Origin of the sequence: Streptomyces sp. NPDC006510 (genome assembly GCF_040611955.1) — a bacterium.
GTDB lineage: Bacteria > Actinomycetota > Actinomycetes > Streptomycetales > Streptomycetaceae > Streptomyces.
This window is the reverse complement of the sequence record NZ_JBEXPH010000126.1, coordinates 1-25,602: the sequence shown is the minus strand read 5'-3', so window position 1 is coordinate 25,602 and position 25,602 is coordinate 1. Positions and strand designations below refer to the sequence as shown.

Below are 25,602 nucleotides of genomic sequence, written 5' to 3'. Positions count from 1 at the left end.
CGATCTTCAGGAGTCCACACAACCCCCGATGATCACGCGGTGGCCGTACGCGTTCCCAGCCGGGTCTACCAGCATCGCGAAACCAGACTGGAGTACTAACGCGGCCCTGGGGAACATCGGTGACCGGGCAGGGTCGAACGTTGAGGAAACACCAGCCTGACGTCCTGACCCCGAAGGGTAGATCCTGACCGACCGGCTCCAGGACTACCGGCACTCACTCTGGTAGCCACCGGCAGGACGGCACCTTGGCCTCGGAAGGCTCCCGGCGGGGCGGGGAGTGCCCACAGGCCGTTTCAGAGGAGTCTCTCCACTCGCTCGCCGAGCCGGCTACCGATAGGCCGGGCGTGCATAGACGGCGTCGCGCCTAAGAAGTCATCTCAATTGGTTAGTGTGCCTCGATGGGTGAGAGCCAGGTGTTGTTCGGTCCAGGTGCAATGGCTTGACCGTGATGTGAGACTTGCAGCATGGATATGGGGCGTGAGTCGCGGTGGGAAAAGGACGCAATGACGGTGGAGATCGTTTTTGCTCTGGTGACTGCCGTCGTGCTGGCTGCGGCGGTCTTTGCCGTCGCTCTGGCTCTCGCACTAGCTTTTGGCGTCTCTGGTCCAGCGGGGAAGGGCGCGTTGGTGGGGGGTGCGCTGCTCGGAGCGGCGGCCGGAGTGTGGCGTCTGGTGCGGGTGCTGCGTCGGTTCGACGCGCAGCGCCGTAGAGGTCACTGACTGCGGGCCTCCTCCTTGGGGTCGGTAGCCTGCCGGCGTGGGGATTGTTCAGCGGCTGGTGCCGGATGAGTTGTGGGAGTTGTTCCAGCGTGTGGTGCCGGAGGCACCCTCGCGGCCTCAGGGTGGCGGTCGGCGTCGGCATGGCGACCGTGAGGTGCTGGCGGCGATCGTGTTCGTGGCAACCTCTGGGTGCACGTGGCAGCAGCTGCCCGCCGCGTCGTTCGGGCCGTCCGGGGCTACGGCGCACCGCCGGTTCGCTGAGTGGTCGGAGGCCAGAGTATGGGCGAAGCTGCATCGTCTGGTCCTCGACGAACTCGGCTCCCGCGGTGAGCTGGACTGGTCGAGGTGCGCGATCGACTCGGTGAACATGCGGGCTCTGAAAAGGGGGACCTGACGGGTCCGAATCCTGTCGACCGGGGCAAGTACGGGTCGAAGATCCATCTGATCACCGAGCGGACTGGTCTGCCCCTGTCTGTCGCAATCTCCGGCGCCAACGTCCACGACAGCCAGGCCCTGATCCCACTTGTGAAGGGCATATCTCCGATCCGCTCCCGCCGAGGCCCTCGCCGGCGCCGACCCGGCAAGCTCCACGCCGACAAGGGCTACGACTACCGCCACCTTCGGCAATGGCTCTCGCGACGCGGAATCCGGCACCGGATCGCCCGCAAGGGCATCGAGACTTCCCAGCGGCTGCACCAGTGGACCATCGAACGCACCATGGCCTGGCTCGCCGGCTCCACCGCCGCTACGAACGCAAGGCCGAGCACTTCCTGGCGTTCACCAGCATCGCCTGCACCCTCATCTGCCACCGCAGACACGCCAAATGAGATGACTTCGAAGCCAGAGCCGGACGCCCAGGCTTGCGCCCGGGACGCCAATCTCCGGACCAACGGCCTCACCATGCTGGTCACAGCAGACCGCGCTGCTGTGACCAGCATGGTGAGGGCCCCCGAGGTGCGCTCCGAGAAACCGAGGGGGTTGAGTTTCCCGGCGCGTGTGATGAGCCCGGTCTCGGGATGGCCGTAGGTCTGTAGAAATTCGTCGGCGAGGGCGGCGGCCTGCAGGAGACCTCGCTCGCAGTCAGCGAGGTCGTCCAGGATGATACCGGCGTCTGCCGTCGCGTGCGGGTAGGACTGACGCGTCAGCGGCCGCGGCCAGGAGTGTTCTTCTTTGGGTAACGGTGTACGGGAGCGTGCCGAAGGAGCCGCCTGAGAACCACCGAAGACCCGGGTGGAGATGGCATCATCGACGCCGCCACCCGGGTCAACCGGCCACTCAGCTACGGGGCTTGCCCGCCAGGTCGGCCACAAAGTTGATGCAGGCCATGTTCGTGCTGTGTTTCAGGCCGCGGTCCTGGTCGACCTTCACCCAGTCCCCCTTCGACTGGTAGAGGTCCATCTCCTTCTCCAGGTCGGCGGCCTCCTGCCGCAGGGCGGACTTGATCGGTGCGGGGATGTGCGGCTGATCCAGCTCCTTGTCGGTCAGCGTCTTCAGCTGCTTCAGTAACGGAATCACGGGAGTGTCGCCGCCATACCCGGAGGACCCGATGGGGTTCTCCTCGACCAGCTTGATGTTGAGATCCATCATCTGTTTCGAGTGCTGGCACCCGGCCACATGGTTGATGCCGCACATGCCCGTACGCTCATCCCAGCTCCCGGCGCCGCCCGTGCAGTAGGCAGGCCCCTTCGCGGCCGGCTTCCCGCTGTCGCCGTCCCCCTTCTCGTCCCCGCCGCTGAGCCCTATGGTCACCCCCACGCCGATCGCCACCGCGGCGGCCACACCAGTGACGATCAGGCCGAGCTTCTTCTGTTGCGTCATTTCCACCCTTACCTGTGTGCCTACGAGATCAACGACATGGACGGCGGGCCCACGGACCGCGAACGCCTCACTTCCAGCAGAGGCCCTTCAAATCCCCCACGTCCTTCTTCATCTGCTTCATCGCGAGGTCGGTGGCCTTGGTGCTGACGAGGCGGCCGTCCTCGATTCCGGGGAGCTGGGCGTCGAGTCCGGCGGCCTGGGTGTTCAGATCACCAGCCAGGTTCCGCAGCTTCGCCTTGACCGCCGGCACCGTTGCGTGGTCGGCCAGTTCCGAGATCTGGTCGGCCCCGTCGCGCAGGGCCGCGCTGCCATCATGCGCCCTGTCGGCCTTCGAACGGTTGGGATCGCTCAGCGCGATACCCGAGAGCTGCAGGGCGTTGCCGGCGGTGTTCACCGCGGCGGTGCACGCACTCGCATCCGGCCCCGGGGTGAGGCTTCTGGAGGCCGAGGGGGTGGGAGTCGGGGAGGGTGCGGGCGACGAGGCCCTGGTGTCCGCCGTACTCGCCGTCGACGGTGCCGCCTTGTCGGACGGGTGGTCCTGCCCGCGGAACTGCGAGGCGATGGCGAAAGCCAGCAGCCCGGCCGCCGCGACGCCGATCAACGACAGCACCGGCCTGAGCCAGGGGAGCCGCGGGCCGGTCTCCGTCGTCGGCAGCAGCTTCGTCTTCCCGGGCGCCGGCGCGCCGTCCAGCATGCGCAGCACGGCATCGATACCGGGCCGCGCCTCCGGGTCCTTGTCCAGCAATGCCATGACGACCGGGGCCAGACGGCCGGCGCGCTCCGGCTCGGCGGGCTCCTCGTGGGTGACGGCATGGATCGTCGACAAGATCGTGGCCCGGTCGAACGGGGAGACCCCGGTGGCCGCGTGATACAGGGTCACGCCCAATGACCACAGGTCCCCCGCCGGGCTCTCCACGCCTTTCAGCCGCTCCGGGGCGACATACGCGGCCGTGCCGACGACCGCCCCCGTCGTGGTGATCCTGGTGTCGGCCTGGTGCTTGGCGATGCCGAAGTCCGTGACGAGAACGTCGCCGCCGTCGGTGACCATGATGTTCGCCGGCTTGATGTCACGATGGGCGATGCCGGCCTCGTGCGCCGCCGCGAGTGCGGCGAGCACACCCCGGGCGACGTTCTCTATCAACTCGACGGCGAGTCCGTCGGGTTCGGCGGCCAGCAGCTCGGCAACCGACCGCCCCCGCACAAGCCGCATCACCGTCCACGGCAGCCCCTCGTGCTCCACCACGTCATGGACGGCAACGATGTTCGGATGGTCGCGCAGCGCGGCGGCGTGCTGCGCCTCCTTGCGGGCGTAGGCGAGGACGGAGCGCCGCGGCTCGGTGGTGTCCTGCGCGTTCATCCGGATGGACTTGACGGCCACATCGACGTTCAGGCTCAGGTCCCGGGCCTGCCACACCTCACCCATGCCTCCGCGGCCCAGCCGCTCGACCAGTTCATACCGGTCGGCGATGACCGTGCCAGGTGCAATCTCCGTCGCCAAATTCTCAGCCCCGCCCCGAGATCCGACACCGCCCGTTATCGACGCCACATTGTAAGCGCGGGGATACACACCCGGGAGCGACAATGGTCATGCCCGCCGAATCCACGAGGCGACTGCCGGCCGCCCCGCCCCCAACGACCAGCTCGGACCCGGCGCCCAGCTCACCCGCCCCGACGCACGCCTCACCTTCAGTTGGTGACGACGGGCTGAGCGCGTTCGAACGGCCCGGACAGAGCGCAGTGCTCGACCAGACAACGAAGTCCCTGTCGCGACACAGCGGCGAGTCGGGCAAGCGAATATCCCAGGCTCCTTCCCCGCCATCGCAGGGACAGGGCCCGATCATTGATCCGACAGCATCGATCCCGACAACTGACTTGCCTAATGAACGGCCAGGGCATGCCACTCGCCGTCCGCGAACTCCACATCCGGGTGACGCAGACCGAGGAGAGTACGACCGTCGCGTTCCAGGAACAGGTGCGCGCCGATCATGTTCTTCACCGCGCCCGCCCTGTCCTGAACCGGTGTCGTCCCGTGGCCCAGGCAGCGGTGGATCGGGGTGCTCGGTGTGGTGGGCCTTGATCACCTCATGAGCCCACCAGCACATCGACAGCTGTTCCATGGTGGCGATGTCGAACCAGGCGAACATGATCCCTTCGATGACGGGCAGGTCTTGGGCGGTGCCGTCCCAGCGGCCCGCACAGACCTGGATCTTCCCCTCGGTGACGTGCGGGCCGTGGGTCTGCACGGTCGTGCAGGGGGTGGTACCGGAGAGGACGAGCCCCGTCTCCTCAAGGATCTCGCGGGCGATCGCTTCGTCCAGAGTCTCGCCGGGCTCGGGCCCGCCGCCGACCAGGGACCAGGTACCGGGGTCGCGGATCGGTTTGTGTGCATCCCTCAGGTGAAGGAGGTACTCTCCGCGGCCGTTGACGATCAGGACGGCAGTGCTTGCGGGCTGAGACGAAGTGGACGCGTTCAAGGAAATACCGCCTGGGCGTGGGGAGTTGGTTGGCGTTTGGAGCATGCTTCGCAGCGCTCGGAACGGGGAGGTTCTGCAACCTGGGGCTACTGAGGGGAAGGCGTGGCAGCAGATCATCGCGCTCGAAGTAGGAGTGTGCGCGGCGTGGGTCACCGGTAAGCAGCTCCTGCGCTTGGTCTGCGGAGATCACGGGATGGGAGTAGTTGGGATATTTCATGCTGGAAAGGCCGGGCCGGTAAAGGCGGTAAACCTTCCGTTCCGCGGTAGCAGGAGAGAGGGACTCCCTCGGAGTGGAGACGATGTGAAACCCGCCATTGGTATTTCGCCTGATGCTTGCACCCGATGCCCTCTGTGACGCAGTTCAGGAATGACTTCCTCGTACGAGAAACGGGATAAAGGATTTCCCGTCACAGGTCATTGAGAGTGAACGGGGGGGGCGACGGCCGAGCGCGTCCGACAGGGCTTCGGACAACGAGCCGAGTCAGCGCGCCTTCGTAGCGCACGTAGCTCCGGTCCCACCGGAGTCGGCCCCGTAGAGCTCTTGCTCGGCTCGCGAGACGGCACCCCGCTCCTGCTTCCTGCGCGCTCTCACCGTCGGCCTTCCGCCGGACAGCCGGCGGCCCGGCGTGCACGTCCCCCGGTGACCGGCGGGTCTGGAGCCGGTCGGCTGCCCACCCCGTATCCGGCCGTGCCGAGCAGCGGGCGGACACGCCAACTCGCTGCGCACCAGTGGCGGGATGGGCAGGGGCGGGCCGCAATCGTTCGAAACCGAGGGGCTTGTCCACGGAGGCGGGAAGAGAAGTCATCGTGTCCATCAGGTCATCGAATGGCACGGGTGCTCCAAGAACGGCCCCGCGGCTCGCCGTAACGGGTGACGACGAGGGGAATCCTGGATGTCTGTGCGAATACCGCGATTCACGCCGGTCGCGCGGGGGCGGGGCGTTTGAAACGTCTCCGTTCGATGGATGGTCACCCCTTCGGCCGCATCCGCCGCGGGTTTCCGGCCAACCTGAAACCCTTGCCGCCCCGTGCAGCGACTGAGCCGCTCCAGTGGGCTCCGCGCGGCGTCACGGGGGCGGCAATGGCCCGATTCTGCGCGGCCGCACCACGGCTGCGGAACCGGCGTGCCAGGCTGCCGACCCCGAGGCGCACTCGGACGCCCCGGACTCCGCCCGCCGCCCCGCCCGCTTGCGGCGAGTCGACGCACACAAGGACCCTGCCGCGACCGCAAGGAGCCCCCATGCCGAACGACGACACACCCACCCAGGAGGTGTCCACCGGCGGCTGCCTGTGCGGACACATCCGCTTCGAGGCGACCGGGGAGCCCTACGACCCCCACGTATGCGCCTGCCCCCACTGCTCCCGCCTGTCCGGCGGCCCGCTCATGGCCTGGGTCGGGTTCCGCCGGACCGCCTTCAGTTGGACCGGGCCCGGGACACCCCGCTCGTACCGGTCCTGGCCCACGATGGAGCGCTGGTCCTGCCCCGTGTGCAGCACGCCGCTCGGGGCGGCGGCCGACGGTGAGGAGTACCTCGGGATCTGCCTCTCGGCCCTGGACAACGGCTCCGAGATCATCCCCGTCGGGCACAGCTTCCGCCACAACACCCCCACGTGGCTTCCGCCCATCCCCTGCACCCTGCCGCCGTCCTGAATCCCCGGATGGTGAGGATGGATCCCAAAGGCACTGTTTTGCGGACGGACAGGCCGGTGGTCTGTCCGTCCGCAGGGAGCGAGGCAGGCGTCCGGACGGTGGCAGTAGAGCCATTGGTCTGCTGCAGGCCGGGTGCACCGTCAGCGTGCAGGCGGCGGGGTGACGGCTTCTGGTGCGGGGGCGTCGGCGCCGAGCAGCCGTAGGGCGAGGATCTTGCGGTTCCATACATCCAGGCCGAAGGCCTCGGGGTCACCGGAGGCATGGGAGGGCGTGACCGTCGCCGCGTACGGGCCCACGCCGTGGATCTGTTGGAACGTCAGAGCGAGATCGTCCGCGGCTTGGAGGTCTTCTGCCGTGCGGTCGCGGAAGAAGGCGGCGAAGCGGGGGAGAGGCTTGGCGCGGTAGCCGAGGCGGTCCTGCTCCTTGAGGCTCGGGAGAGATGTGTGCGAGCTCGGCGGGGGCGCCGCCCACCACAGGTCGGGCACGTCCTCGGCGGGATGCCATTCACCTGCCGGGACTCGGCCCCCGGATATGCGGATCCACTGCGCGGGGTCGAGACCGGCAGTTACCGTGGAGACGTCCCGGGCAGCAGGCGCGTTCCCGCCCGCCGCCCCGGAATCGGCCCGCTTCCCGGCACACGCGGACTTGGTGGCCGCGAAAGACGGCCCTGCTCGGGCATCTTCATCACCGGGCTTCTCCGGGAGCGACGCTGTGGTCGACTCGGCCGCGGTAACTCACACTGCTCGGCTGAGTCCGCCAGCCGCAGCGCCCACGGAAACTACGTCTGACGCGCGATCCGGGCCCACGAGCGGGCGTTCGCCGACGGGTGCACGGCGATGCCCGGCGCGGGCGCGATCCAGTGGAATGCGTCGCCGGTGGTCACCAGGCAGATGTCGTCGATCTCGGGTAACGCGTACGAGCTCCCTTCCTGCCAGGCGAAGTTGCCCGGGGCAGCGGGACGGAGGCACCGCTCGGCGGGGCTGCGTAGGCTTGTGCAGTCGTTGCGGTGGGGCCAGGAGAGCGGGTGAAGCCCTGCAATCGCCTGACGTTGTGTCAGAAAAGTCGGCAAGTGGTCAGCATGGGTCCTGAAAAACCTGGGGAACGCTGCCCGGACATGCGACTCGTTGTAGGATGGGGAACCGCCCTTGACCTGCAAAAACGCAGGCAGGGAGCCTAGATCCAGGAGCACCTCGATGATGCGCACCATGCTCAAGTCCAAGATCCACCGTGCCACAGTCACCCAGGCCGACCTGCACTACGTCGGTTCCGTCACCGTCGACGCCGAGCTGATGGAGGCGGCGGATCTGCTGCCCGGCGAGCTGGTGCACATCGTCGACATCGACAACGGCGCCCGTTTGGAGACGTACGTCATCGAGGGTGAGCGCGGCTCCGGTGTCATCGGCATCAACGGCGCCGCCGCCCACCTCGTCCACCCCGGTGACCTGGTCATCCTGATCAGCTACGCCCAGGTCGACGACGCCGGGGCGCGCGATCTGGCCCCGCGCATCGTGCACGTCGACGCCGGGAACCGTATCGTCGCGCTCGGCGCCGACGCCTCCGCGCCCGTGCCCGGCACCGCCACCGGACGGAGCCCGCACGCAGTTTCCGCGGCGCGCTGATCCGGTCCGACCACTTCAGGGAGCACCGTCATGGCAGAACAGACCGAGCGGATCGAACTCGACATCCGCGACGACCGGGCGAGCGGCAATCTGCTCGCGTACGAGAACGGCCAGGCCGCCGGAGTCATCGCGTACTTCGTGATGGACGGCGACCCCGCCGCACTCGTCGCCGTGCACACGGTCGTCGAACCCGGTCACGAGGGCAAGGGCATCGCGGGCGCCCTCGTCCAGGAGTTCTACGCCATGGCGGCCCGCGAGGGTGTCCCCGTCGTGCCGCTCTGCCCGTACGCCGCGAAGTGGGCGGTGCGCCACCCCGACCTGGCCCCCGAGGCCCCGGCCGAACTGGTGGAACAGGCGAAGACGCAACTCAAGTCCCGCCCCGAGCTGTACTGACCCACGTCGGCCGGGGCGGTACCGTTTGGCCGATGACACTCGCCCTGCTGCACACCTCCCCGGTCCACGTGCCGGTCTTCGACGCGCTCCGGGACGCCGGCCATCCCGGGCTCGCCCTGCGCCATCTCGTGCACGAGGACCTGCTCGCCAGGGCCAGGGAATCGGGCCCCGAAGCGGTGTCGGGGGAGATCCGGGCCCTGCTCGCGGGCGCCGTCGCGGACGGTGCCCGCGCGGTGCTCTGCACCTGTTCGACGATCGGCGCCGTCGCCGAGGCGGAGTCGGCGACGCTCGGTGTTCCCGTGCTGCGCGTCGACCGTCCGATGGCGGCAGCCGCCGCGGCGCGGGAGCGCGTGGTGGTTCTCGCGTCGATCACCGGCACCCTGGCACCGACCCTCGCGCTGCTCGCCGAAGAGGCGGGGGACCGGCCCGTGGACGTGCGTACCGTCGTGGTGGACGGTGCCTGGGCGCGCTTCGAGGCCGGAGACCATGATGGGTACCTGGATCTCGTGGCGGCCGCGGCCGATGCGGTCACGGACGCCGATGTGATCGTGCTGGCGCAGGCGTCCATGGCCGACGCGGTCACCCGTACGGTCACCCGCATTCCGGTGCTCTCCAGCCCCGGGCCGGGTCTCGCCGCTGCGGCCGCCGCCGCACGCTGACCCCGCACGGTTCCCGGACCCCGGCAGTTCATCCGGAACCCGTGCGCACGGATTCACCAGGCGCGGGCAGCCGCTCCGGGAGACGGTGGAAGCAGATCCACCCGAACCGTTCGGAGGCCCCCGATGACGAATCCGTACCCCGACCCGGTGCCGCCGGCGCCCACCCCCGGGCCGATGCCCGGGCCGCCGTCGCCGCTGCCGGAGCCGCCGCCTCCGCCGCCCGGCCCCGTCCCGCCCGGCCCGTCGCCGGATCCGATCCCGAAGCCGCCCGAACCGCGCCCCGAGCCGGTGCCGGAGCCGTCGCCCCAGCGGGCCGGATGACGGCGCCCGGATGATGGCGTCCGGACGGCCGCGGCCGGGTGCGCCCGGCCAAGGGCTGTCCCTTAATACCCGGCGGACCGGCGTGCGGCGTCGGATGCGGTGCATAGCAAGGCGGAGGGACGCCCGAATACTGGATGTATTCGGGCGTCCCGACAACGCGGCGAGGAGTGGGGCCTCCCCTGCTCAAGCGCAGCCGAGAGCTTGGGGAAATAGCTGTCGTCGCACGCCCGCCAGGGATTACCGGACAGCCCTTGGTTCGATGCGGTCCCGCAGCCGTGAGGACGATCCGGGGAGCGGCGCTGTTGAACCGGTTCCGCCCGGCCGGGATCAGGTGGTGGGCGGGCGGACCGGTGACGGTCCCAGGGTGGTGGTGCCCGGGGAGGACCGATGGCCGAGCCCGGTCCGGTACGCGTCCATCGCCGCCTCGGTCCGGCCCACGCGCCGCAGCAGATCGCCCAGCAGTCGGCAGATGTCCGCGAGGTCACCTGCGGCACCCGCTCGTTCCAGCAGGGCCAGCGCGGTGACGTAGTGCTCCTCGGCGGATTCGAGTTCGTCCCGTTCCTCGTGGATCAGACCGAGCAGCCGATGCGCGCCGCCCGCATGGACCGAGCCCCGGTCCGGGTGCAGTTCGCCGAGGAGCCGGTGCAGCAACTCCTGGGCCTCGGCGGTCTTGCCTTGCCGACGCAGCACATCGGCCAGCTCCACCTCGACCTGGGCCGTGTACAGGGCGGCGCGCTTCGATGCCAGCATGTCGCGGGCGGCGCGCAGTTCGGTCTCGGCACCGGACAGATCGCCGTCCTGTGCGCGCACGTAGCCGCGCATCCAGTGGCAGTGTGCGAGCTCCGTACGGATCTGGAGCTGCTGGTAGATCTCGGCCGCCCTGGCGAGCGAGGCATCCGCCTCCGTGGTGCGGCCCGCCGCTATGAGCGTACGGGCGACGCTGCGGTGGAGTCCGGCCACCAGCTCCGGATCGGACACCCGCGGTGCGAGGGCCAGCGCCAGCTCACCCGCCTGGGCGGCGCGGGCGTGGGCGCCCATGTCCATGTACGGGGCGATCGCGGCCGTGTGGAGCAGCAGTAGCGCGCCGGGGTCCTGGAGGCCCGAGGTGTTGAGCTCGTCGATGGCGCTCTCCAGCAGGTAGCAGGCGTACCGGAGTTCGCCCGCCAGGAGGTGGGCGACCGCTCGGCCCCGGACGGCCGGGGCGCGCCGCGGCAGCGGAGCGTCGGCCAGCAGTTTCTCCGCGGCCTCGAAGTGCTCGCGGGCCGTGGGCAGATCGCCCGTCTCCAGTGCGCAGTGGCCGAGACCGAGCAGGGCGGTGGCGCGTTCGTCGTCGAGCCCGTGCCGGCCGGCCTCGGCGAGCAGACCGGCGTACGCGACGGCGGCATCCTCGGCGGCGCCGGTGGCCAGTGTCCGCTGGGCCTCGACGAGTCTCATCCGCAGGCCGGTCGCGAGATGGGCGGGGCGGCCCGTCGCCAGCTCCTCGTACGTGACGCCGAGCCGGTCCGCGAGGTGGCGTACGGCCGCCTCCGACGGGCGTACCCGGCCCGCCTCCAGGGTGGAGATGTAGGCGGGGGTGTAGGCGGGTTCCGCCAGCTGTCGCTGCGTCAGGCCCCTTTCATTACGCAGTCGTTGGACGCGGCGGCCGACGGCGCCGGGATCGTCGTCCGGTCCCGCGCCCCGTCCCGCCGAACGCCTCTCGTCCATCGCGCCGCCCCTTCTGCCTCGCCCCGCTTCGAAATGCGGTCCATGCATCGTAAATGCCCGGTTGTGAACCTCAACCACCGCGCGTCCGGGCCTTGTTCGGAGGTCCGCACACCTCTAGGTTAATCATCGCATTAAGTCGACTTAACTCATGGGTTACATGATTGTCGTGCCCCGGAAGTCCCACCGGACCCGAAGGAGTTGTCCATGCGCATACGCCCCCACGCGCGCCGAACGGCAGGAGCCATGGCGGGGCTCGCTCTCGCCGGCCTCCTGGCTGTGACCGCCGCCACCGCACCGGCATCGGCCGCCCCCACGGGTACCGACGGTGGCCGACGCGTCGCCGCCGAGTACTTCCCCGAACCCGGTGGCTCGGGCCGGACCGTCGAGGTCCCGGCCAACACCCCCGTACGGAAGGGGAAGACCGCCGCCCCGCTGAGCGCGGCCGAGGCCGCTGTCGACGGCACGGTGGGCGAACAGGCGGTGACCGGTCCGTCCGACGACCGCCTGGACGTCGTGATCATCGGCGACGGCTACACGGCGGGCCAGCAGGACGACTTCCACGCCGACGCCACCGCCAAGTGGGCCGACATCACCGCTCTGGAGCCCTACCGGAGCTACCAGGGCCTGTTCAATGTGTGGACCGTCGACGCGGTCTCCAACGAGTCCGGCATCAGCGGCGACCCCGGCGCCGACACCGTCAAGGACACCGCGCTCGGCAGCTACTTCTGGTGCTCCGACATCGAGCGGCTGATCTGCACCGACATCGACAAGGTGGCCGCGTACGCCGCCAAGGCCCCGGCCGCCGACCTCGTGGTCGTCATCGCCAACTCCACCAAGTACGGAGGCGCGGGCTACTCCGGCCTCCAGGCCGAGGGCCACTCCTTCAACGGGGTCTCCACCCTCTCCTCCGACCACGCCTCGTCCAGCCTGATCGCCGCCCATGAGATAGGGCACTCGGTCGGCCTGCTGGACGACGAGTACACCTACGCCGAGTACGGGACCTGGACCGGCGGCGAGCCGGGCGGGATCAACTCCACCACCTACACGCCCGCGCAGCTCACCGAGAAGCAGGCCAAGTGGTACCGCTGGCTGGGCCGGACCGACCCGGCGGGCGGCACGGTCGGTACGTACGAGGGCAGCGCCTACTACCCGCTCGGGCTCCACCGCCCCACCGCGTCCTCGATCATGCGGGAGCTGAGCAACACCGAATTCAACCTGCCGGGGCGCGAGGCGATGATCGCCGGGTTCTACCGCGCGGGCAACGCGCTGAGCAGCACCGTCGACACCGGCGACACCATCGGACCGGGCCGGCGGATCGCCGTGAGTCCGGCGGACCTCGGGACCACCGGCGCCGGCGCTCACCCGCACCGGCCCGGCACCGACACCACTCTCGCCAGGACCGATCTGCGCTGGTACGTGGACGGCGTCGAGCAGGTGTCGGCCCGGGGGCGTACCTCCGTCGTCCCTGCAGCGCTCGGCGTCCGTGCGGACGGCCGCGGCCACCGGGTGACCGCCGAGGCCGTGGACCGTACGGACGCCATCCGTGACCCCGCCGTCCGCGCGCTGGCCACCGACACCCTGACCTGGCACGTCAGGGCGACCGGGCACAGGGGGTAGCTCCTCAGGCGATGATCGGGACCACGGCCTCGGGCGTCAGCATCCGGAAGGTGAACGCCTGATGGAAGTAGAGCCGGACGCTGGTCGCGTCGTGGTCCTGATAGCCGATCGACAGGTCCTGGCCCAGACACAGTTCGAAGTCGCCGCCGCGGGAGGACAGCAGCACACCGCCCTTGACGGCGGGCGCCCACAGGATCTGGTCGTCGAGCAGCCGGGCCAGGTGGGTGGCGACCGGGTAACCGTGGTCGGAGGTCTCGGTGGCCTCGGTGAAGGCGTCGGCGCCCAGCAGCAGCCGGTACGGCCCGTCGACACCGGCCAGTCGCAGCTGGGTCAGTGCCTGGCTGACGGTGGCCGGATAGTCCCGGGCATCGGCGGGCAGCGCCAGCGGCGAGTGCGAGGAGCCGTCCCGGAGCCCGGTGATCCCGGCCGCCGCGTACCCGTCGATGATCGACATGTCCTCCGCGAACGCACAGGTGCGGGCGGCGTCCTTGACTGGCTGCCAGTCGCTGTCGTCCGAACCGCGCTCGACATCGTCCACGGCCGACCGGGTCACCGTGAACGGCACGCGCCACTCGATGACCGGCACCGAGGTGCGGGCCCGGGCGATGACGTCCGGAGTGGGCGGATCGATGTCGCGCAGATGACCGTCGCCGATGGCCGCCAGTTCGGGGCCGTCCGGGCCGGTGACATCGACGACCCGGCGGCCCGCCACATGGCGGCTGAAGGTGCGCCGGGCCTCTTCTTCGATCTGGTCCCAGGCGGCTTCCGTGACCGGGGCGAGTTCGCGGTGGAGATTGTTCATCACTGGGCACTTTCCTGCAGGCTGCCGATGTGCAGCGAACCCCCGGCCGGACCGGCCGGGACCGGGGCCTTGGCCGCCACCGGCGCGGACGCGGGCTCCGGCAGGGCACCGGACCCGGCGGGCGAGGGCGAGGGCGGCGGGGCGTCGAGGAAGTCGGCGCTCGGGGTGTGGAAGAGCGTGCCGGTGACCGCGGTCGAGAAGTCGAGAATGCGGTCGTGCGTGCCGGGCGGACTGCCGAGGAACATGTTGCGGAGCATCTGCTCGGTCACCCCCGGATCGGCGGCGTAACCGATGAAGTACGTGCCGAACTCGCCCTGTCCGAAGCTGCCGAACGGCATATTGGCCCGCAGGATGTCGCGCTCGGTGCCGTCCGGGTCGGTGATCGTGTTGAGGGCGACGTGCGAGTCGGCTGGTTTGACGTCGTCGGCGAGCTCGATGTCGTCGAGCTTCGTACGGCCGATGACCCGCTCCTGCTCCTCGGTGCTCAGCGCGTTCCAGGACGCGAGGTCGTGCAGATACTTCTGCACGATGACGTAACTGCCGCCCGCGAACGGGGGATCCTCGGGGCCGACCAGGGCCGCCGACCGCGCGTCCGCCCCCACCGGGTTCTCCGTGCCGTCGACGAATCCGAGCAGATCACGGTGGTCGAAGTAGCGGAACCCCTGCGTCTCGTCGACGACGGTCACCGCCCCGCCGAGACGGTCGAGCAGCCGGGCCGCCCATGCGAAACACACGTCCATCCGCTCGGCCCGGATGTGGAACAGCAGATCCCCCGGAGTGGCGGGCGCGTGGTGCTGCGCGCCGTGCAGTTCCTGGAACGGGTGGAGCCGGGCCGGCCGCGGCCCGGCGAACAGCCGGTCCCAGGCCCCGGAACCGAAACCGGTCACACAGGCCAGGCCGGCGTCGGGGAACCGGAATCCGATGGAACGGGCGAAGGCCGCGAGATCCGGCAGCACCTCGCGTACGGCGGGCTCGCCACCGGGCTCGATCGTGGCGACCAGGATCAGCGCGGCACTGGTCAGCGGCGCGACGACGGGCTGGGCCGCGGCCGGTTCCGCGGTGGCGTCGGGCATACGGGGGCTCCCTGGGGCAACGGCGGGACACGGCAACGGGCTCGTGGTGCGGGCGGAAAGCGGGCTCGCTGCTACTTACGCACAGCTGCGGCGACATCGCACCCCGGGCGACCCGGCCGGGCGAGCACGAAGGCGGTCCGCCCCACTGCCCTCGCGTCAGCCCACCGCGACCTCCGACCGGTCGCCGCCCCAGAGCGTGTGGAAGGAGCCCTCGCGGTCCGTACGACGGTAGGTGTGCGCGCCGAAGAAGTCGCGCTGCCCCTGGGTGAGCGCCGCGGGCAGCCGGTCGGCGCGCAGACCGTCGTAGTACGAGAGCGCGGCGGCGAAGCCCGGTGTCGGCACCCCCTGCCGCACCGCTTCGGCGACCACCGAGCGCCAGTCGTCCTGGGCCGCGCCGATCTCCTCGGCGAACTGCCGGTCGGACAACAGACCCGGCAGGTCGGGACGGGCGTCGTAGGCCGCCCTGATCCGGTCCAGGAACGCGGCCCGGATGATGCATCCGGACCGCCAGATCGCCGCCACCGCACCGAGGTCGATGTTCCAGTCGTACGCCTCGCTGCCCGCCCGGATCTGGTGGAACCCCTGCGTGTACGAGACGATCTTGGACGCATACAGCGCCTGCTCCACCCGGCCGGCGAAGGCCGTGGCCGCCTCCTCGCCGAGCGGGGACGCCGACGGACCCGCCAGGTCCCGCGCCGCCTCGCGCAGATCGGCGTGCCCGGACAGCGAACGGGCGAAGACGGCTTCCGCGATCCCCGAGACCGGCACCCCCAGATCCAGCGCGATCTGCACCGTCCAGCGGCCCGTGCCCTTCTGCTCGGCCCGGTCCTGCACGATGTCCACGAAGGGTTTCCCGGTGGCCGCGTCGGTGTGGGAGAGGACCTCCGCCGTGATCTCGATCAGATACGAGTCGAGGCGGCCGGTGTTCCAGCTGCGGAACGTCTCGGCGATCTTCGCGGGGGAGTAGCCCGCCACGGCCCGCAGCAGATCGTACGCCTCCGCGATCAGCTGCATGTCCGCGTATTCGATGCCGTTGTGGACCATCTTCACGAAGTGCCCGGCCCCGTCGGGACCGATATGGGTGGTGCAGGGAGTGCCGTCCTTCGCCCGGGCGGCGATCTTCTCCAGCAACGGCCCCAGTGATTCGTACGACCGGGAGGACCCGCCCGGCATGATGCTCGGCCCGTGCAGCGCGCCTTCCTCGCCTCCCGAGATGCCGACGCCGACGAAGTGGATCCCGCGCTCGCGCAGCTCCTTCTCCCGCCGGCGGGTGTCCTCGAAGTGGGCGTTGCCGCCGTCGATGATGACGTCGCCCTCTTCGAGGAGCGGGGCGAACTCCTGGATCACGGCATCGGTGGGATCGCCCGCCTTCACCATGATGACGAGCCTGCGCGGAGGCTCCAACGCCGCGACGAACTCCTGCGGTGTGCGCGCGGGTACGAAGGAGCCCTCGTCGCCGAACTCCTCGACCAGGGCGTCCGTCTTCGCGGTCGTCCGGTTGTGCACCGCGACCGTGAATCCGTTGCGGGCGATGTTGCGCGCGAGGTTGCGGCCCATGACCGCGAGCCCTGTGACGCCGATCTGCGCAGTGCCGCTCATCTGTGTGCTCTGCAATCTGTCTCGGGGATGCCGGGATCTTCAGTATGGATACGGGGTGCGGGAATCAGCCTGTTCGGCGTCGTCCGGATGGATGTACCTGTGTAGATTAGTAATCCACCTAGATGTCCTAGGCTTTTCGATGGAGGTGGCGGATGGTTCGCGTGGGTCTCACGACCGAACGTGTGGTGGGGGCGGCGGCCGATCTGGCCGACTCCATCGGCTTCGACAAGGTCACGATCTCCGCGCTGGCCCGCGGCTTCGGGGTCAAGGACGCCAGCCTGTATTCGCACGTCAGGAATCTGCACGACCTGCGGACCCGGGTCGCGCTGCTGGCCGCCGGAGAGTTCATCGACCGGATCGGCGCCACCGTGGCGGGCCGGGCCGGGAAGGACGCCCTGGTCGCCTTCGCCGACGCCTACCGGGCCTTCGCGCTGGAGCGCCCGGGACGGTACGAGGCGACGCAGATGCGGGTCGATCCCGAGGTCGTCGCCCAGTCGTCCGCGTACCACCGCACCATCGAGACCACAGGCGCGATGCTGCGCGCCTACGGCCTGGCCGAGCCCGATCTCACGGACGCGGTGCGGCTGTTGCGCAGCACCTTCCACGGCTACTGCGCCCTGGAGGCGAGCGGCGGCTTCGGTGCGCCCCGCGACGTGCAGGCGTCCTGGGAGCGGTCCGTCGAGGCCCTGCATTTCCTGCTGGAGAACTGGTCGTCCGCCACGGGCGAGGGAGCGAGCGCGGGAGAGGGCGGCCACGGCTGACCGCACGGTGCCGGGGCGCACCGGGCGTCGCGGGGGAGTGGGGCGCGGGGGTGCGGGTCCGAGCCGCGGTCGGTGCTTCGGGCCGGGCTGCCATCTCGCAAACATCCTCTATGACACCTTTGGGTTCGCCGTCAGGCCGGTGAGTTGGTAATGATCCACCTAACCCTTCTGTCAAAGGTCTGATGCATGACCATGCCGAGCGCCACGCCGGCTTCGAGGTCACAACGACGAAGGGCCCGGGCGGGCGCGGTGACGGTGGTCAGTGCCGTCGCGAGCGCGAGTGCGATGGTGGCCGTCCGGGCGGCGGAGCGCCGGGAGAGCCGGGTGCGGGACGGAGTCCGGGCACGCTGGGGAACCTCCTGAGGCGCGGGCGGTCGTCGCGGATGTGGGACGGGACGGCCGCGTCCCGTCCCACATCCGCACACGGTCTAGAGCGGTGTGACGTAGGCGCCGGAGATTCCGCCGTCCACCAGGAAGTCGGTGGCGTTGACGAAGGAGGAGTCGTCGCTGGCCAGGAAGGCCACGGCGGCGGCCATTTCGGTGGGCTCGGCGAACCGGCCGACCGGGATGTGCACCAGCCTGCGCGCGGCCCGCTCCGGGTCCTTGGCGAACAGTTCCTGGAGCAGCGGGGTGTTGACCGGCCCGGGGCACAGCGCGTTGACCCGGATGCCCTCCCGGGCGAACTGCACACCGAGTTCGCGCGACATGGCCAGGACGCCGCCCTTGGAGGCGGTGTAGGAGATCTGCGAGGTGGCGGCGCCCATCCGGGCCACGAACGAGGCCGTGTTGATGATGGAGCCCTTGCCCTGGCGGCGCATGTACGGGATGGCGGCCTTGCAGCACAGATAGACGGAGGTGAGGTTGACCTCCTGCACCCGGCGCCAGGCTTCGAGTCCGGTCTCCAGGATGGAGTCGTCCTCGGGCGGCGAGATGCCCGCGTTGTTGAAGGCGATGTCGACCGAGCCGTATGTGTCGAACGAGGCCTTGAACAAGGCCTCCACCTGCTCGGCGTCCGTGACGTCGGTACGTACGAAGAGGCCGTCGACCTCCTCGGCGGCGGCCTTGCCGTGCTCCTCGTCCACATCGGCGCAGACGACGTGCGCGCCCTCGGCGGCCAGACGCCGTGCGGTGGCCAGCCCGATGCCGCTTCCGGCTCCGGTGACTACGGCGGTGCGGCCGACCAGGCGGCGGCAGACAGCGGTGGTGTCGGTCATGGTGCTCAGGCCTCCGTGCTGATGAAGACGTTCTTGGTTTCGGTGAAGGCGGCGAGTGCGTCGGGACCGAGTTCGCGGCCCAGTCCGGACTGTTTGTAACCGCCGAAGGGTGTGGAGTAGCGGACGCTGGAGTGCGAGTTGACCGAGAGGTTCCCGGCCCGCAGGCCCTGGCCGACCCGCAGCGCACGGGCGACGTCACGCGTCCAGATCGATCCGGCCAGACCGTATTCCGTGGCGTTCGCCAGCCGTACGGCGTCCGCCTCGTCATCGAAGGGCAGCACCACGGCGACCGGCCCGAACACCTCGTCGACGGCCACCGGGGCGTCCGGCGACACCCCGGCGAGGACGGTCGGCGGGTACCAGAACCCGGGGCCGTCGGGCGCCGAGCCGAGGATCGTCCGTACGCCGTCCGGTGCGCCGCGCTCGCCGAGGCCGTCCACGAAGCCCCGTACCCGGTCCCGCTGGACGGCCGAGACGAGCGGGCCCATCTGGGTCTTCTCGTCCGACGGATCGCCGACCACCACGGCGGCGACGGCCGGCGCCAGCAGATCGAGGAAGCGATCGTGGACCGAGCGCTCGACCAGGATGCGGGTCCGGGCGCAGCAGTCCTGGCCGGCGTTGTCCAGGAAGGACATCGGAGCGGCGGCCGCCGCGGCCTCCAGGTCGGCGTCGGCGAAGACCACGTTCGGGCTCTTGCCGCCGAGTTCCAGGGTGAGGCGCTTCACACGTTCGGCACAGCGGATCATGATGTGCTTGCCGGTCCGGGTGGAACCGGTGAAGACGATCTTGGCCACGCCGGGGTGCTCCACCAGCGCGCTGCCGGCCACCGGCCCCTCGCCCGGCAGCACCTGGAACAGCCCGCCGGGCAGCCCGGCCTCCAGGGCCAGCTCCGCCAGGCGCAGCGCGGTCAGCGGTGTGGTCTCGGCGGGTTTGAGCAGGACGGCGTTACCGGCGGCGAGTGCCGGAGCCGCGCCCCAGGCGGCGATCGGCATCGGGAAGTTCCAGGGGGCGATGACGCCGATGACGCCGAGTGGTTCCAGGAGGGTGAAGTCGATGCCGCCGGCGACCGGGATCTGTCGGCCGAGCAGGCGTTCGACACCGCCCGCGCAGTAGTCGAGGAGGTCGCGCACATTGCCCGCCTCCCAGCGGGCGTTGCCAATGGTGTGACCGGCCTCGCGGACCTCCAGCAGGGCCAGTTCCTCGATGTGTTCGTCGACGACGGCGGCGAACCGGCGGAGCAGCCGGGCGCGGTCGGCGGGTGCCGCCGCGGCCCAGACGCGCTGGGCGGTCGCGGCGCGGGCGACGGCCGCGTCGACGGCGGCGGCGTCGGTGGCGGGGACGGTGGCGATGACCTCGGCGGTGGCCGGGTTCAGGACGTCCAGGCTGTGCGGTGCGGGCTGGTGGGACACGTACGGGCCTCGATCGGGAGTGAGGGACGGGGCGGAGGTCACAGGCGCTCGAAGGAGCGTCGCAGCTCCCAGTCGGTCACGGCGGCGTCGTAGGCGGCGAGTTCGACACGCGCCATGTTGAGGTAGTGCGCGACGACCTCCTCGCCGAACGCCTCCTTGGCGATGGGGCTGGCCTCCCACAGGTCGGCGGCCTCGCGCAGGGTGGTCGGCACCTGCTCGTACTCGGAGGTGTAGGCGTTGCCCGTGCAGACCTCGGGCAGCGTCAGCTCGTGCTTCACGCCGTACAGTCCCGCGGCGACCAGTCCGGCGGTGGCGAGATACGGATTGACGTCGCCGCCGGGCAGCCGGTTCTCGAAGCGGCGGGAACGGCCGTGGCCCACCACGCGCAGCGAGCAGGTGCGGTTGTCGTGGCCCCAGGCGACGGCGGTAGGCGCGAACGACCCGGGCTGGAACCGCTTGTAGGAGTTGATGTTCGGCGCGTACAGCAGGGAGAAGTCACGCAGGGCAGCGAGCTGTCCGGCGAGGAAGTGCCGCATCAGGTCCGACATGCCGTCCGTGCCGTCACCCGCCATCGCGTTGTCACCGTTGGCGTCGGTGAGCGAGAGGTGGATGTGACAGGAGTTTCCTTCGCGCTCGTCGTACTTGGCCATGAAGGTGAGCGAGACGCCCTCCTGCGCGGCGATCTCCTTGGCACCCGTCTTGTAGATCGCGTGCTGGTCGCAGGTGACCAGTGCCTCGTCGTAGCGGAAGGCGATCTCGTGCTGGCCGAGGTTGCACTCGCCCTTGGCCGACTCGACGGTCAGCCCGGCCGCCTGCATCTCGTTGCGGATGCGGCGCAGCAGGGGTTCGACGCGGCCGGTGCCGAGGATGGAGTAGTCGATGTTGTACTGATTGGCCGGGGTCAGCCCGTGGTAGCCGCGGTCCCAGGCCTGTTCGTAGCTGTCCTTGAAGACGATGAACTCCAGCTCCGTGCCGACCTGGGCCCGGTAGCCGAGCCCGGCCAGCCGGTCCAGCTGCCGGCGCAGGACCTGGCGCGGCGCGGCGACGACCGGGCTGCCGTCGTTCCAGGCGAGGTCGGCGACGAGCAGTGCGGTGCCCTCGTGCCAGGGCAGGAGCCGCAGGGTGGCGAGGTCCGGGAGCATGGCGAAGTCGCCGTAACCGCGCTCCCAGGAGGACATCGCATAGCCGTCGACGGTGTTCATGTCGGTGTCGACGGCCAGCAGATAGTTGCAGCCCTCGGTACCGTGCTCCAGAACCTCGTCGAGGAAGAACCCGGCGGCGAACCGCTTGCCCTGGAGCCGGCCCTGCATATCGGGAAAGGCCAGGACGACGGTGTCGATGGACCCGCTCGCCACGAGTGAGCGGAGCTCCTCGACGGCGAGCGGTGGTGTGCGGTCTGCCACGGGATTCCTCCTTGGGTGCACCGAGGTCCATAAGGTATGGCAGGGAACCATTGCTTGGGAAGAGGGACCGGCCAGCGGTGGCGAATCGCCTTCGAAAGGCCGCCCGGCGCGCCCGGCATGAGTGAGGCACGCATCCGTAACCACTGTTTAACGCGTGCCCCTTGTGTTTCCGCTGGTGTTCCACAAAGGTGTGCCGACGAACCTTTTATGCGCCCCCTCGCCTCCCACGCCTCGACGCAGCGCCGTCGACCGACATCTGGAGCGCCCATGGCCCAGGGAACCGACACACCCACCAGCCCACCCGGCAACACGGTCGGCGCGGTGACCGGCACGGACGAGTACCTGCACCGTCGCACCCTGCGCCGGGGCAGCGCGGGCTGGCTCCTGCTGACCGGACTCGGCGTCGCCTATGTCGTGTCCGGTGACTACTCCGGCTGGAATATCGGCCTCTCCAAGGGCGGCTTCGGAGGACTCGCCGCGGCCACCGTGCTGATGGGTCTGATGTACGCGTGCCTGGTCTTCGCGCTGGCGGAACTCTCCGCCATCCTGCCCACCGCGGGCGGCGGCTACGGCTTCGCGCGCCGCGCCCTGGGCACCTGGGGCGGCTTCCTGACCGGCACGGCCATCCTCATCGAGTACATCCTCGCCCCCGCCGCCATCTCGCTGTTCATCGGTGACTACGTCGAATCCCTCGGCCTGTTCGGGCTCACCTCCGGCTGGCCCGTCCATCTCGCCTGCTTCGCCGTCTTCATCGGGATCCACCTCTGGGGTGTCGGTGAGGCGCTGAGGTTCAGCCTGGTCGTGACGGCCGTCGCCGTGGCCGCTCTGCTGGTCTTCGCCATCGGCGCGTTCACCGACTTCGACGCGCACCGCCTCAACGACATCCCGGTGGACACCGGCGCGTTCGGCTCCTCGTCCTGGCTGCCCTTCGGACTGCTCGGCATCTGGGCCGCCTTCCCCTTCGGCATGTGGTTCTTCCTGGGAGTCGAGGGCGTGCCGCTCGCCGCCGAGGAGGCCAAGGACCCGGTCAGGTCGATGCCGAGGGCGCTGGCCATCTCGCTGACCGTGCTGGTGGGGCTCGCGGTGCTCACCTTCCTCTCCGCCACCGGAGCCCAGGGCGCCAGGGCCATCCAGGAGGCGGGCAACCCACTCGTGGTCGCTCTGGAGGGCAAGGGCGGCCCCACCGGCCTGAGCCGCTTCGTCAACTACGCGGGCCTGGCGGGCCTGGTGGCCTCGTTCTTCTCGCTGATCTTCGCCGGATCCCGCCAGCTTTTCGCACTCTCCCGGGCCGGCTACCTGCCGCGCTTCCTGTCACTGACCAACCGCCGCAAGTCCCCCTACCTCGGCCTGCTGATCCCCGGCGCGATCGGCTTCACGCTCGCCGCCTGGATCGGCAACGGCGGCCGGATGCTGAACGTCGCCGTCTTCGGCGCCACCATCAGCTACGCGCTGATGGCGCTCTCCCACATCGTGCTGCGCCGGCGCGAACCGCACCTCGAACGGCCCTACCGCACGCCCGGCGGCGCGCTCACCTCGGCCGTGGCATTCGTACTGGCATGCTCGGCACTGGTGGCGACCTTCCTGGTGGACCGCGACGCGGCGTTCATCGCTCTCGGCGTGTACGTGGTGGCGCTGGCCTACTTCGCCTTCTACAGCCGGCACCGCCTCGTCGCGAACGCCCCGGAGGAGGAGTTCGCCGCCCTGGCGGCGGCCGAGGCCGAACTGTCGCGGGACTGAACGGGCCCGCTACGCACCGGCGTTGTACGGACGCCCAACCCATCCCTGCCACGCCCGTACGCGGCAGGGGCCGCACCACGACCGAGCAGCGAACGAATCAGAGGAGGGGCCCATGGCCCGGCCCGTCATCGGCATCAGCACCTATCAGCAACCGGCCCGGTGGGGCGTGTGGGACATGCCGGCCGCCCTGCTGCCCGCCGCCTACCCGCGTCTGGTGCGGGCGGCCGGCGGCCTGGCGGTGATGCTGCCGCCCGACGACACCGCCGACGCGGCCCGGGAGACCGTGGCGGCACTGGACGGAGTGGTGATCGCGGGCGGCGCCGATGTCGAACCGGCCCGCTACGGCGAGGTGCCCGATCCCCGCACCGGCCCGCCCGCCCGCGAACGCGACGCCTGGGAACTCGCCCTGATCGAGGCGGCGATCACCCAGCACGTCCCGCTGCTGGGCATCTGCCGGGGCATGCAACTGCTCAATGTCGCTCTCGGCGGCACCCTGCACCAGCACCTGGACGGGCACACCGGCGGCCCCGGCGTCTTCGGCGAACACACCGTCACTCCCGTGAGCGGCACGGTGTACGCGGCGGCCGTCGCCGAACCGGCCGTGGTGCCCGCCTATCACCACCAGGCCGTGGACCGCCTGGGATCCGGCCTCACGGCAAGCGCCCACGCGCCCGACGGCACCGTGGAGGCGCTGGAACTCACCGACCACGACGGCCTGGTGCTCGGGGTGCAGTGGCATCCCGAAATGGGCGACGACATCCGGGTCATGACCGCGCTCGTGGACGCGGCGGCCCGGCACCGCGCCGCCACCCGGGCGGGTGCGCCCGTACCGTGACCGCCGGACGGGGGCGGGGGCGCTGCCCCGGCCGTGACGGGCGAGTCCTGGCGCTCTCTTGTCATCGCCCTTTGCCTGCACATAAGTTGGGCGCTTGCGACGTGTCCTACTGCCAGTGGGGGAGCCAAGTCATGGCCGCGAACGGACGGCACCGCAGATATCAGCCCAGCCGGATCAACCGTGCCTCGCTCACGGTCACCGCGGGCGGTGCGGGCCTCGCGCTCCCGCTCATCGTGGCAGCCTCGGCGGGTGCCGCGTCGACGGATGTGTGGGAGAAGGTCGCCGCCTGCGAGTCGACCGGCAACTGGCACATCAACAGCGGCAACGGCTACTTCGGCGGACTGCAGTTCACCCGGTCGACCTGGGAGGCATACGGAGGCACGGTCTACGCCCCGCGCGCCGATCTGGCCACCAGGGACCAGCAGATCTCCATCGCCGAGAAGGTGCTCGAAGCGCAGGGGCCGGGCGCCTGGCCGGGCTGCTCGACGAAGGCGGGGCTGGCCGGCGGCGGGGACGCCGCCGACATCAACCCGCAGTCGCAGCGGACCGGTCAGGTACGGGTTCAGGGCAAGACGGCCTCGGGCAAGACCGTTTCCGGCAAGCCGACGGCGAAGCGGACGTCCGCGCCCGCCACGCCGACCACCGTGCCCGGCAAGCGTGAGTCGTACACCGTGGCACGCGGTGACTCGCTCTCCGCGATCGCGGCGACCGAGCACGTCCGGGGCGGCTGGCAGCACCTCTACGCGCAGAACCGCGAGGTCGTGGGGGACGACCCGGACCTCATCCTTCCCGGGCAGCGCCTGAGCCTGGACACGGCCCGGTCGCCGAGGACGGGTTCCCGGACGGGCACGCCCGCCCAGGCGAAGCCGAAGGCCGAGCCGAAGCCGCGGAAGTCCACCGCACCGGAGCGCCCGAAGGCAGAGCCGCGCCACCAGGCCGCCGAACCGAAGCAACGAGCGGCCACGCAGCAGCACCACAACGCCACAAAGCCCAAGCCGAAGCCCCACCACGACACCGCGAAGCCGAAGCCGCACCCGAAGAAGACCGAGAGCCACCGGCCGAAGCAGCGTACGGAGCAGCACTCCGGCCTCGTCGCACCCGTCGCGGCCGGTATCGGCACCCCGTACCACCAGGCCGGTTCCTGGTCCAGCGGCTATCACACCGGGGTCGACTTCCCCGTCCCGACCGGCACGTCGATCCGGGCGGTGGCCTCCGGCACGGTCGTCTCGGCGGGCTGGGGCGGGGCGTACGGCTACCAGGTCGTCATCCGGCACAGCGACGGCAAGTACAGCCAGTACGCGCATCTGTCCGCGCTGCACGTGCGCGAGGGACGCAATGTCTCCGCGGGCCAGCGGATCGCGCGTTCGGGCTCCACCGGGAACGTCACGGGCCCGCACCTGCACTTCGAGATCCGCACCGGCCCCGGCTACGGATCCGACATCGACCCGCTGGCCTACCTCAGGGCGGGCGGCGTCAGCGTCTGAACGGGCCGCAGGGGGCCGGCCGCGTCATCGGGCTCGGCAGACCCCGCGGTCGAGCAGTCCCGCGGCTCGGCGCCGGTGTACGGCGACGGCCCCGGGCCGAACGCCACCCGGCCCAGACACTTCAGCGGCATCAGCACGGGCAGCGGACGAGCCGCGGAGAACGTTCCTGGAACAGCCCCGGCGGGCGTCGCGGGCGCAGGTACCGAAGCGGCAGGCGCCGAGGTCGAGGACAAGCACGGAGTCCCACTGGAGGTCGTCGTGGTCGGCGACTGCCCGCTGGACGAGAAGCTGACCGCACAGATGCAGGCCG

The 25,602-nt window shown here is 70.3% G+C and carries 21 protein-coding genes and 3 pseudogenes; 12 read left to right on the top strand and 12 right to left on the bottom strand.

Annotation, left to right across the window (positions count from 1 at the left end; genetic code table 11):
• The first annotated feature begins 464 nt into the window (after window positions 1-464).
• Window positions 465-719, top strand: a complete 255-nt coding sequence (locus ABZY11_RS30005) for a DUF6332 family protein (protein ID WP_356482143.1) — start codon at window positions 465-467, stop codon at window positions 717-719.
• A 43-nt stretch (window positions 720-762) separates the two neighbouring features.
• A pseudogene (locus ABZY11_RS30000) lies at window positions 763-1,546 on the top strand (IS5 family transposase).
• 448 nt (window positions 1,547-1,994) lie between these two features.
• Here ABZY11_RS30000 and ABZY11_RS29995 read toward each other — a convergent pair.
• The 3 genes and pseudogenes from ABZY11_RS29995 to ABZY11_RS29985 all read right to left on the bottom strand — a co-directional run.
• Complete coding sequence (locus tag ABZY11_RS29995; RefSeq protein ID WP_356482142.1) at window positions 1,995-2,537, bottom strand: hypothetical protein; 543 nt, start codon at window positions 2,535-2,537, stop codon at window positions 1,995-1,997.
• 67 nt (window positions 2,538-2,604) lie between these two features.
• Window positions 2,605-4,035 (bottom strand): serine/threonine-protein kinase, encoded by a 1,431-nt coding sequence (locus ABZY11_RS29990; RefSeq protein ID WP_356482141.1) that lies wholly within the window; start codon window positions 4,033-4,035, stop codon window positions 2,605-2,607.
• A gap of 676 nt (window positions 4,036-4,711) precedes the next feature.
• Window positions 4,712-5,056, bottom strand: a pseudogene (locus tag ABZY11_RS29985) (NUDIX domain-containing protein); the annotation flags it as partial.
• A gap of 1,195 nt (window positions 5,057-6,251) precedes the next feature.
• Between ABZY11_RS29985 and ABZY11_RS29980 the strand changes: the two are divergent.
• Window positions 6,252-6,662 (top strand): GFA family protein, encoded by a 411-nt coding sequence (locus ABZY11_RS29980; protein WP_356482140.1) that lies wholly within the window; start codon window positions 6,252-6,254, stop codon window positions 6,660-6,662.
• Window positions 6,663-6,802: 140 nt separating this feature from the next.
• On the opposite strand, the gene ABZY11_RS29975 is transcribed toward ABZY11_RS29980, so the two are convergent.
• Window positions 6,803-7,147, bottom strand: coding sequence for a hypothetical protein (locus tag ABZY11_RS29975; RefSeq protein WP_356482139.1), 345 nt, complete (start codon window positions 7,145-7,147; stop codon window positions 6,803-6,805).
• 293 nt (window positions 7,148-7,440) lie between these two features.
• Entirely contained in the window at window positions 7,441-7,869 is a 429-nt protein-coding gene (locus tag ABZY11_RS29970; RefSeq protein ID WP_356482138.1) for a hypothetical protein, read from the bottom strand.
• Between ABZY11_RS29970 and panD the strand changes: the two genes are divergently transcribed.
• The 3 genes from panD to ABZY11_RS29955 are packed head-to-tail and all read left to right on the top strand — an operon-like array spanning window position 7,856 to window position 9,333.
• The gene (gene panD / locus ABZY11_RS29965; RefSeq protein WP_356482137.1) at window positions 7,856-8,281 is read left to right on the top strand and encodes an aspartate 1-decarboxylase; all 426 of its coding nucleotides are present in this window, start codon (window positions 7,856-7,858) and stop codon (window positions 8,279-8,281) included. The genes ABZY11_RS29970 and panD overlap by 14 nt on opposite strands.
• A gap of 30 nt (window positions 8,282-8,311) precedes the next feature.
• On the top strand, window positions 8,312-8,674 hold the full coding sequence (locus ABZY11_RS29960; RefSeq protein ID WP_356482136.1) for a GNAT family N-acetyltransferase: 363 nt from the start codon (window positions 8,312-8,314) through the stop codon (window positions 8,672-8,674).
• 32 nt (window positions 8,675-8,706) lie between these two features.
• Entirely contained in the window at window positions 8,707-9,333 is a 627-nt protein-coding gene (locus ABZY11_RS29955) for an arylsulfatase (RefSeq protein WP_356482135.1), read from the top strand.
• A gap of 648 nt (window positions 9,334-9,981) precedes the next feature.
• On the opposite strand, the gene ABZY11_RS29950 is transcribed toward ABZY11_RS29955, so the two are convergent.
• Window positions 9,982-11,358 carry a helix-turn-helix domain-containing protein gene (locus ABZY11_RS29950; RefSeq protein ID WP_356482134.1) on the bottom strand — a complete coding sequence of 459 codons (1,377 nt, stop codon included), beginning with the start codon at window positions 11,356-11,358 and terminating at the stop codon, window positions 9,982-9,984.
• A gap of 204 nt (window positions 11,359-11,562) precedes the next feature.
• Between ABZY11_RS29950 and ABZY11_RS29945 the strand changes: the two genes are divergently transcribed.
• A complete protein-coding gene (locus ABZY11_RS29945) occupies window positions 11,563-12,975 on the top strand; it encodes a M64 family metallopeptidase (protein ID WP_356482133.1) in 1,413 nt (470 codons plus the stop codon).
• 4 nt (window positions 12,976-12,979) lie between these two features.
• On the opposite strand, the gene ABZY11_RS29940 is transcribed toward ABZY11_RS29945, so the two are convergent.
• The 3 genes from ABZY11_RS29940 to gndA all read right to left on the bottom strand — a co-directional run bounded on the left by ABZY11_RS29940 (window position 12,980) and on the right by gndA (window position 16,449).
• Window positions 12,980-13,777 (bottom strand): family 1 encapsulin nanocompartment shell protein, encoded by a 798-nt coding sequence (locus ABZY11_RS29940; RefSeq protein ID WP_356482132.1) that lies wholly within the window; start codon window positions 13,775-13,777, stop codon window positions 12,980-12,982.
• Window positions 13,777-14,850, bottom strand: a complete 1,074-nt coding sequence (locus ABZY11_RS29935) for a Dyp-type peroxidase (RefSeq protein WP_356482131.1) — start codon at window positions 14,848-14,850, stop codon at window positions 13,777-13,779. The genes ABZY11_RS29940 and ABZY11_RS29935 overlap by 1 nt, the downstream gene beginning before the upstream one ends.
• 156 nt (window positions 14,851-15,006) lie before the next feature.
• Window positions 15,007-16,449 (bottom strand): NADP-dependent phosphogluconate dehydrogenase, encoded by a 1,443-nt coding sequence (gndA, locus tag ABZY11_RS29930; RefSeq protein ID WP_356482130.1) that lies wholly within the window; start codon window positions 16,447-16,449, stop codon window positions 15,007-15,009.
• 152 nt (window positions 16,450-16,601) lie between these two features.
• Here gndA and ABZY11_RS29925 point away from each other — a divergent pair, with 152 nt between their 5' ends.
• Entirely contained in the window at window positions 16,602-17,210 is a 609-nt protein-coding gene (locus tag ABZY11_RS29925) for a WHG domain-containing protein (RefSeq protein ID WP_356482129.1), read from the top strand.
• 428 nt (window positions 17,211-17,638) lie between these two features.
• Here the strand turns inward: ABZY11_RS29925 and ABZY11_RS29920 are convergent, their stop codons facing one another.
• Genes ABZY11_RS29920 through ABZY11_RS29910 form a run of 3 tightly spaced genes read right to left on the bottom strand, consistent with a single transcriptional unit; the run spans window position 17,639 to window position 21,236 of the window.
• Complete coding sequence (locus tag ABZY11_RS29920) at window positions 17,639-18,424, bottom strand: 3-oxoacyl-ACP reductase (RefSeq protein WP_356482128.1); 786 nt, start codon at window positions 18,422-18,424, stop codon at window positions 17,639-17,641.
• 5 nt (window positions 18,425-18,429) lie between these two features.
• The gene (locus ABZY11_RS29915) at window positions 18,430-19,833 is read right to left on the bottom strand and encodes an aldehyde dehydrogenase family protein (RefSeq protein WP_356482127.1); all 1,404 of its coding nucleotides are present in this window, start codon (window positions 19,831-19,833) and stop codon (window positions 18,430-18,432) included.
• Window positions 19,834-19,871: 38 nt separating this feature from the next.
• Window positions 19,872-21,236: a glutamine synthetase family protein gene (locus ABZY11_RS29910; protein ID WP_356482126.1), complete on the bottom strand. Its 1,365-nt coding sequence runs from the start codon at window positions 21,234-21,236 to the stop codon at window positions 19,872-19,874.
• Window positions 21,237-21,503: 267 nt separating this feature from the next.
• Between ABZY11_RS29910 and eat the strand changes: the two genes are divergently transcribed.
• The 4 genes and pseudogenes from eat to ABZY11_RS29890 form a co-directional block, all read left to right on the top strand.
• On the top strand, window positions 21,504-22,973 hold the full coding sequence (gene eat / locus ABZY11_RS29905) for an ethanolamine permease (protein WP_356482125.1): 1,470 nt from the start codon (window positions 21,504-21,506) through the stop codon (window positions 22,971-22,973).
• A 112-nt stretch (window positions 22,974-23,085) separates the two neighbouring features.
• A complete protein-coding gene (locus ABZY11_RS29900) occupies window positions 23,086-23,808 on the top strand; it encodes a gamma-glutamyl-gamma-aminobutyrate hydrolase family protein (RefSeq protein ID WP_356482124.1) in 723 nt (240 codons plus the stop codon).
• Between the two features lie 131 nt (window positions 23,809-23,939).
• On the top strand, window positions 23,940-25,292 hold the full coding sequence (locus ABZY11_RS29895; RefSeq protein ID WP_356482123.1) for a transglycosylase family protein: 1,353 nt from the start codon (window positions 23,940-23,942) through the stop codon (window positions 25,290-25,292).
• 75 nt (window positions 25,293-25,367) lie between these two features.
• Window positions 25,368-25,602, top strand: a pseudogene (locus ABZY11_RS29890) (hypothetical protein); the annotation flags it as partial.

What these genes read in the sequence shown, in the direction of transcription:
- ABZY11_RS30005 (WP_356482143.1), top strand. Translation starts at nt 465, where the DNA reads ATGGATATGGGGCGTGAGTCGCGGTGGGAAAAGGACGCAATGACGGTG.
- ABZY11_RS29995 (WP_356482142.1), bottom strand. Translation starts at nt 2,537, where the DNA reads ATGACGCAACAGAAGAAGCTCGGCCTGATCGTCACTGGTGTGGCCGCC.
- ABZY11_RS29980 (WP_356482140.1), top strand. Translation starts at nt 6,252, where the DNA reads ATGCCGAACGACGACACACCCACCCAGGAGGTGTCCACCGGCGGCTGC.
- panD (WP_356482137.1), top strand. Translation starts at nt 7,856, where the DNA reads ATGATGCGCACCATGCTCAAGTCCAAGATCCACCGTGCCACAGTCACC.
- ABZY11_RS29970 (WP_356482138.1), bottom strand. Translation starts at nt 7,869, where the DNA reads ATGGTGCGCATCATCGAGGTGCTCCTGGATCTAGGCTCCCTGCCTGCG.
- ABZY11_RS29960 (WP_356482136.1), top strand. Translation starts at nt 8,312, where the DNA reads ATGGCAGAACAGACCGAGCGGATCGAACTCGACATCCGCGACGACCGG.
- ABZY11_RS29955 (WP_356482135.1), top strand. Translation starts at nt 8,707, where the DNA reads ATGACACTCGCCCTGCTGCACACCTCCCCGGTCCACGTGCCGGTCTTC.
- ABZY11_RS29950 (WP_356482134.1), bottom strand. Translation starts at nt 11,358, where the DNA reads ATGGACGAGAGGCGTTCGGCGGGACGGGGCGCGGGACCGGACGACGAT.
- ABZY11_RS29945 (WP_356482133.1), top strand. Translation starts at nt 11,563, where the DNA reads ATGCGCATACGCCCCCACGCGCGCCGAACGGCAGGAGCCATGGCGGGG.
- ABZY11_RS29940 (WP_356482132.1), bottom strand. Translation starts at nt 13,777, where the DNA reads ATGAACAATCTCCACCGCGAACTCGCCCCGGTCACGGAAGCCGCCTGG.
- ABZY11_RS29935 (WP_356482131.1), bottom strand. Translation starts at nt 14,850, where the DNA reads ATGCCCGACGCCACCGCGGAACCGGCCGCGGCCCAGCCCGTCGTCGCG.
- gndA (WP_356482130.1), bottom strand. Translation starts at nt 16,449, where the DNA reads ATGAGCGGCACTGCGCAGATCGGCGTCACAGGGCTCGCGGTCATGGGC.
- ABZY11_RS29925 (WP_356482129.1), top strand. Translation starts at nt 16,602, where the DNA reads ATGGTTCGCGTGGGTCTCACGACCGAACGTGTGGTGGGGGCGGCGGCC.
- ABZY11_RS29920 (WP_356482128.1), bottom strand. Translation starts at nt 18,424, where the DNA reads ATGACCGACACCACCGCTGTCTGCCGCCGCCTGGTCGGCCGCACCGCC.
- eat (WP_356482125.1), top strand. Translation starts at nt 21,504, where the DNA reads ATGGCCCAGGGAACCGACACACCCACCAGCCCACCCGGCAACACGGTC.
- ABZY11_RS29900 (WP_356482124.1), top strand. Translation starts at nt 23,086, where the DNA reads ATGGCCCGGCCCGTCATCGGCATCAGCACCTATCAGCAACCGGCCCGG.
- ABZY11_RS29895 (WP_356482123.1), top strand. Translation starts at nt 23,940, where the DNA reads ATGGCCGCGAACGGACGGCACCGCAGATATCAGCCCAGCCGGATCAAC.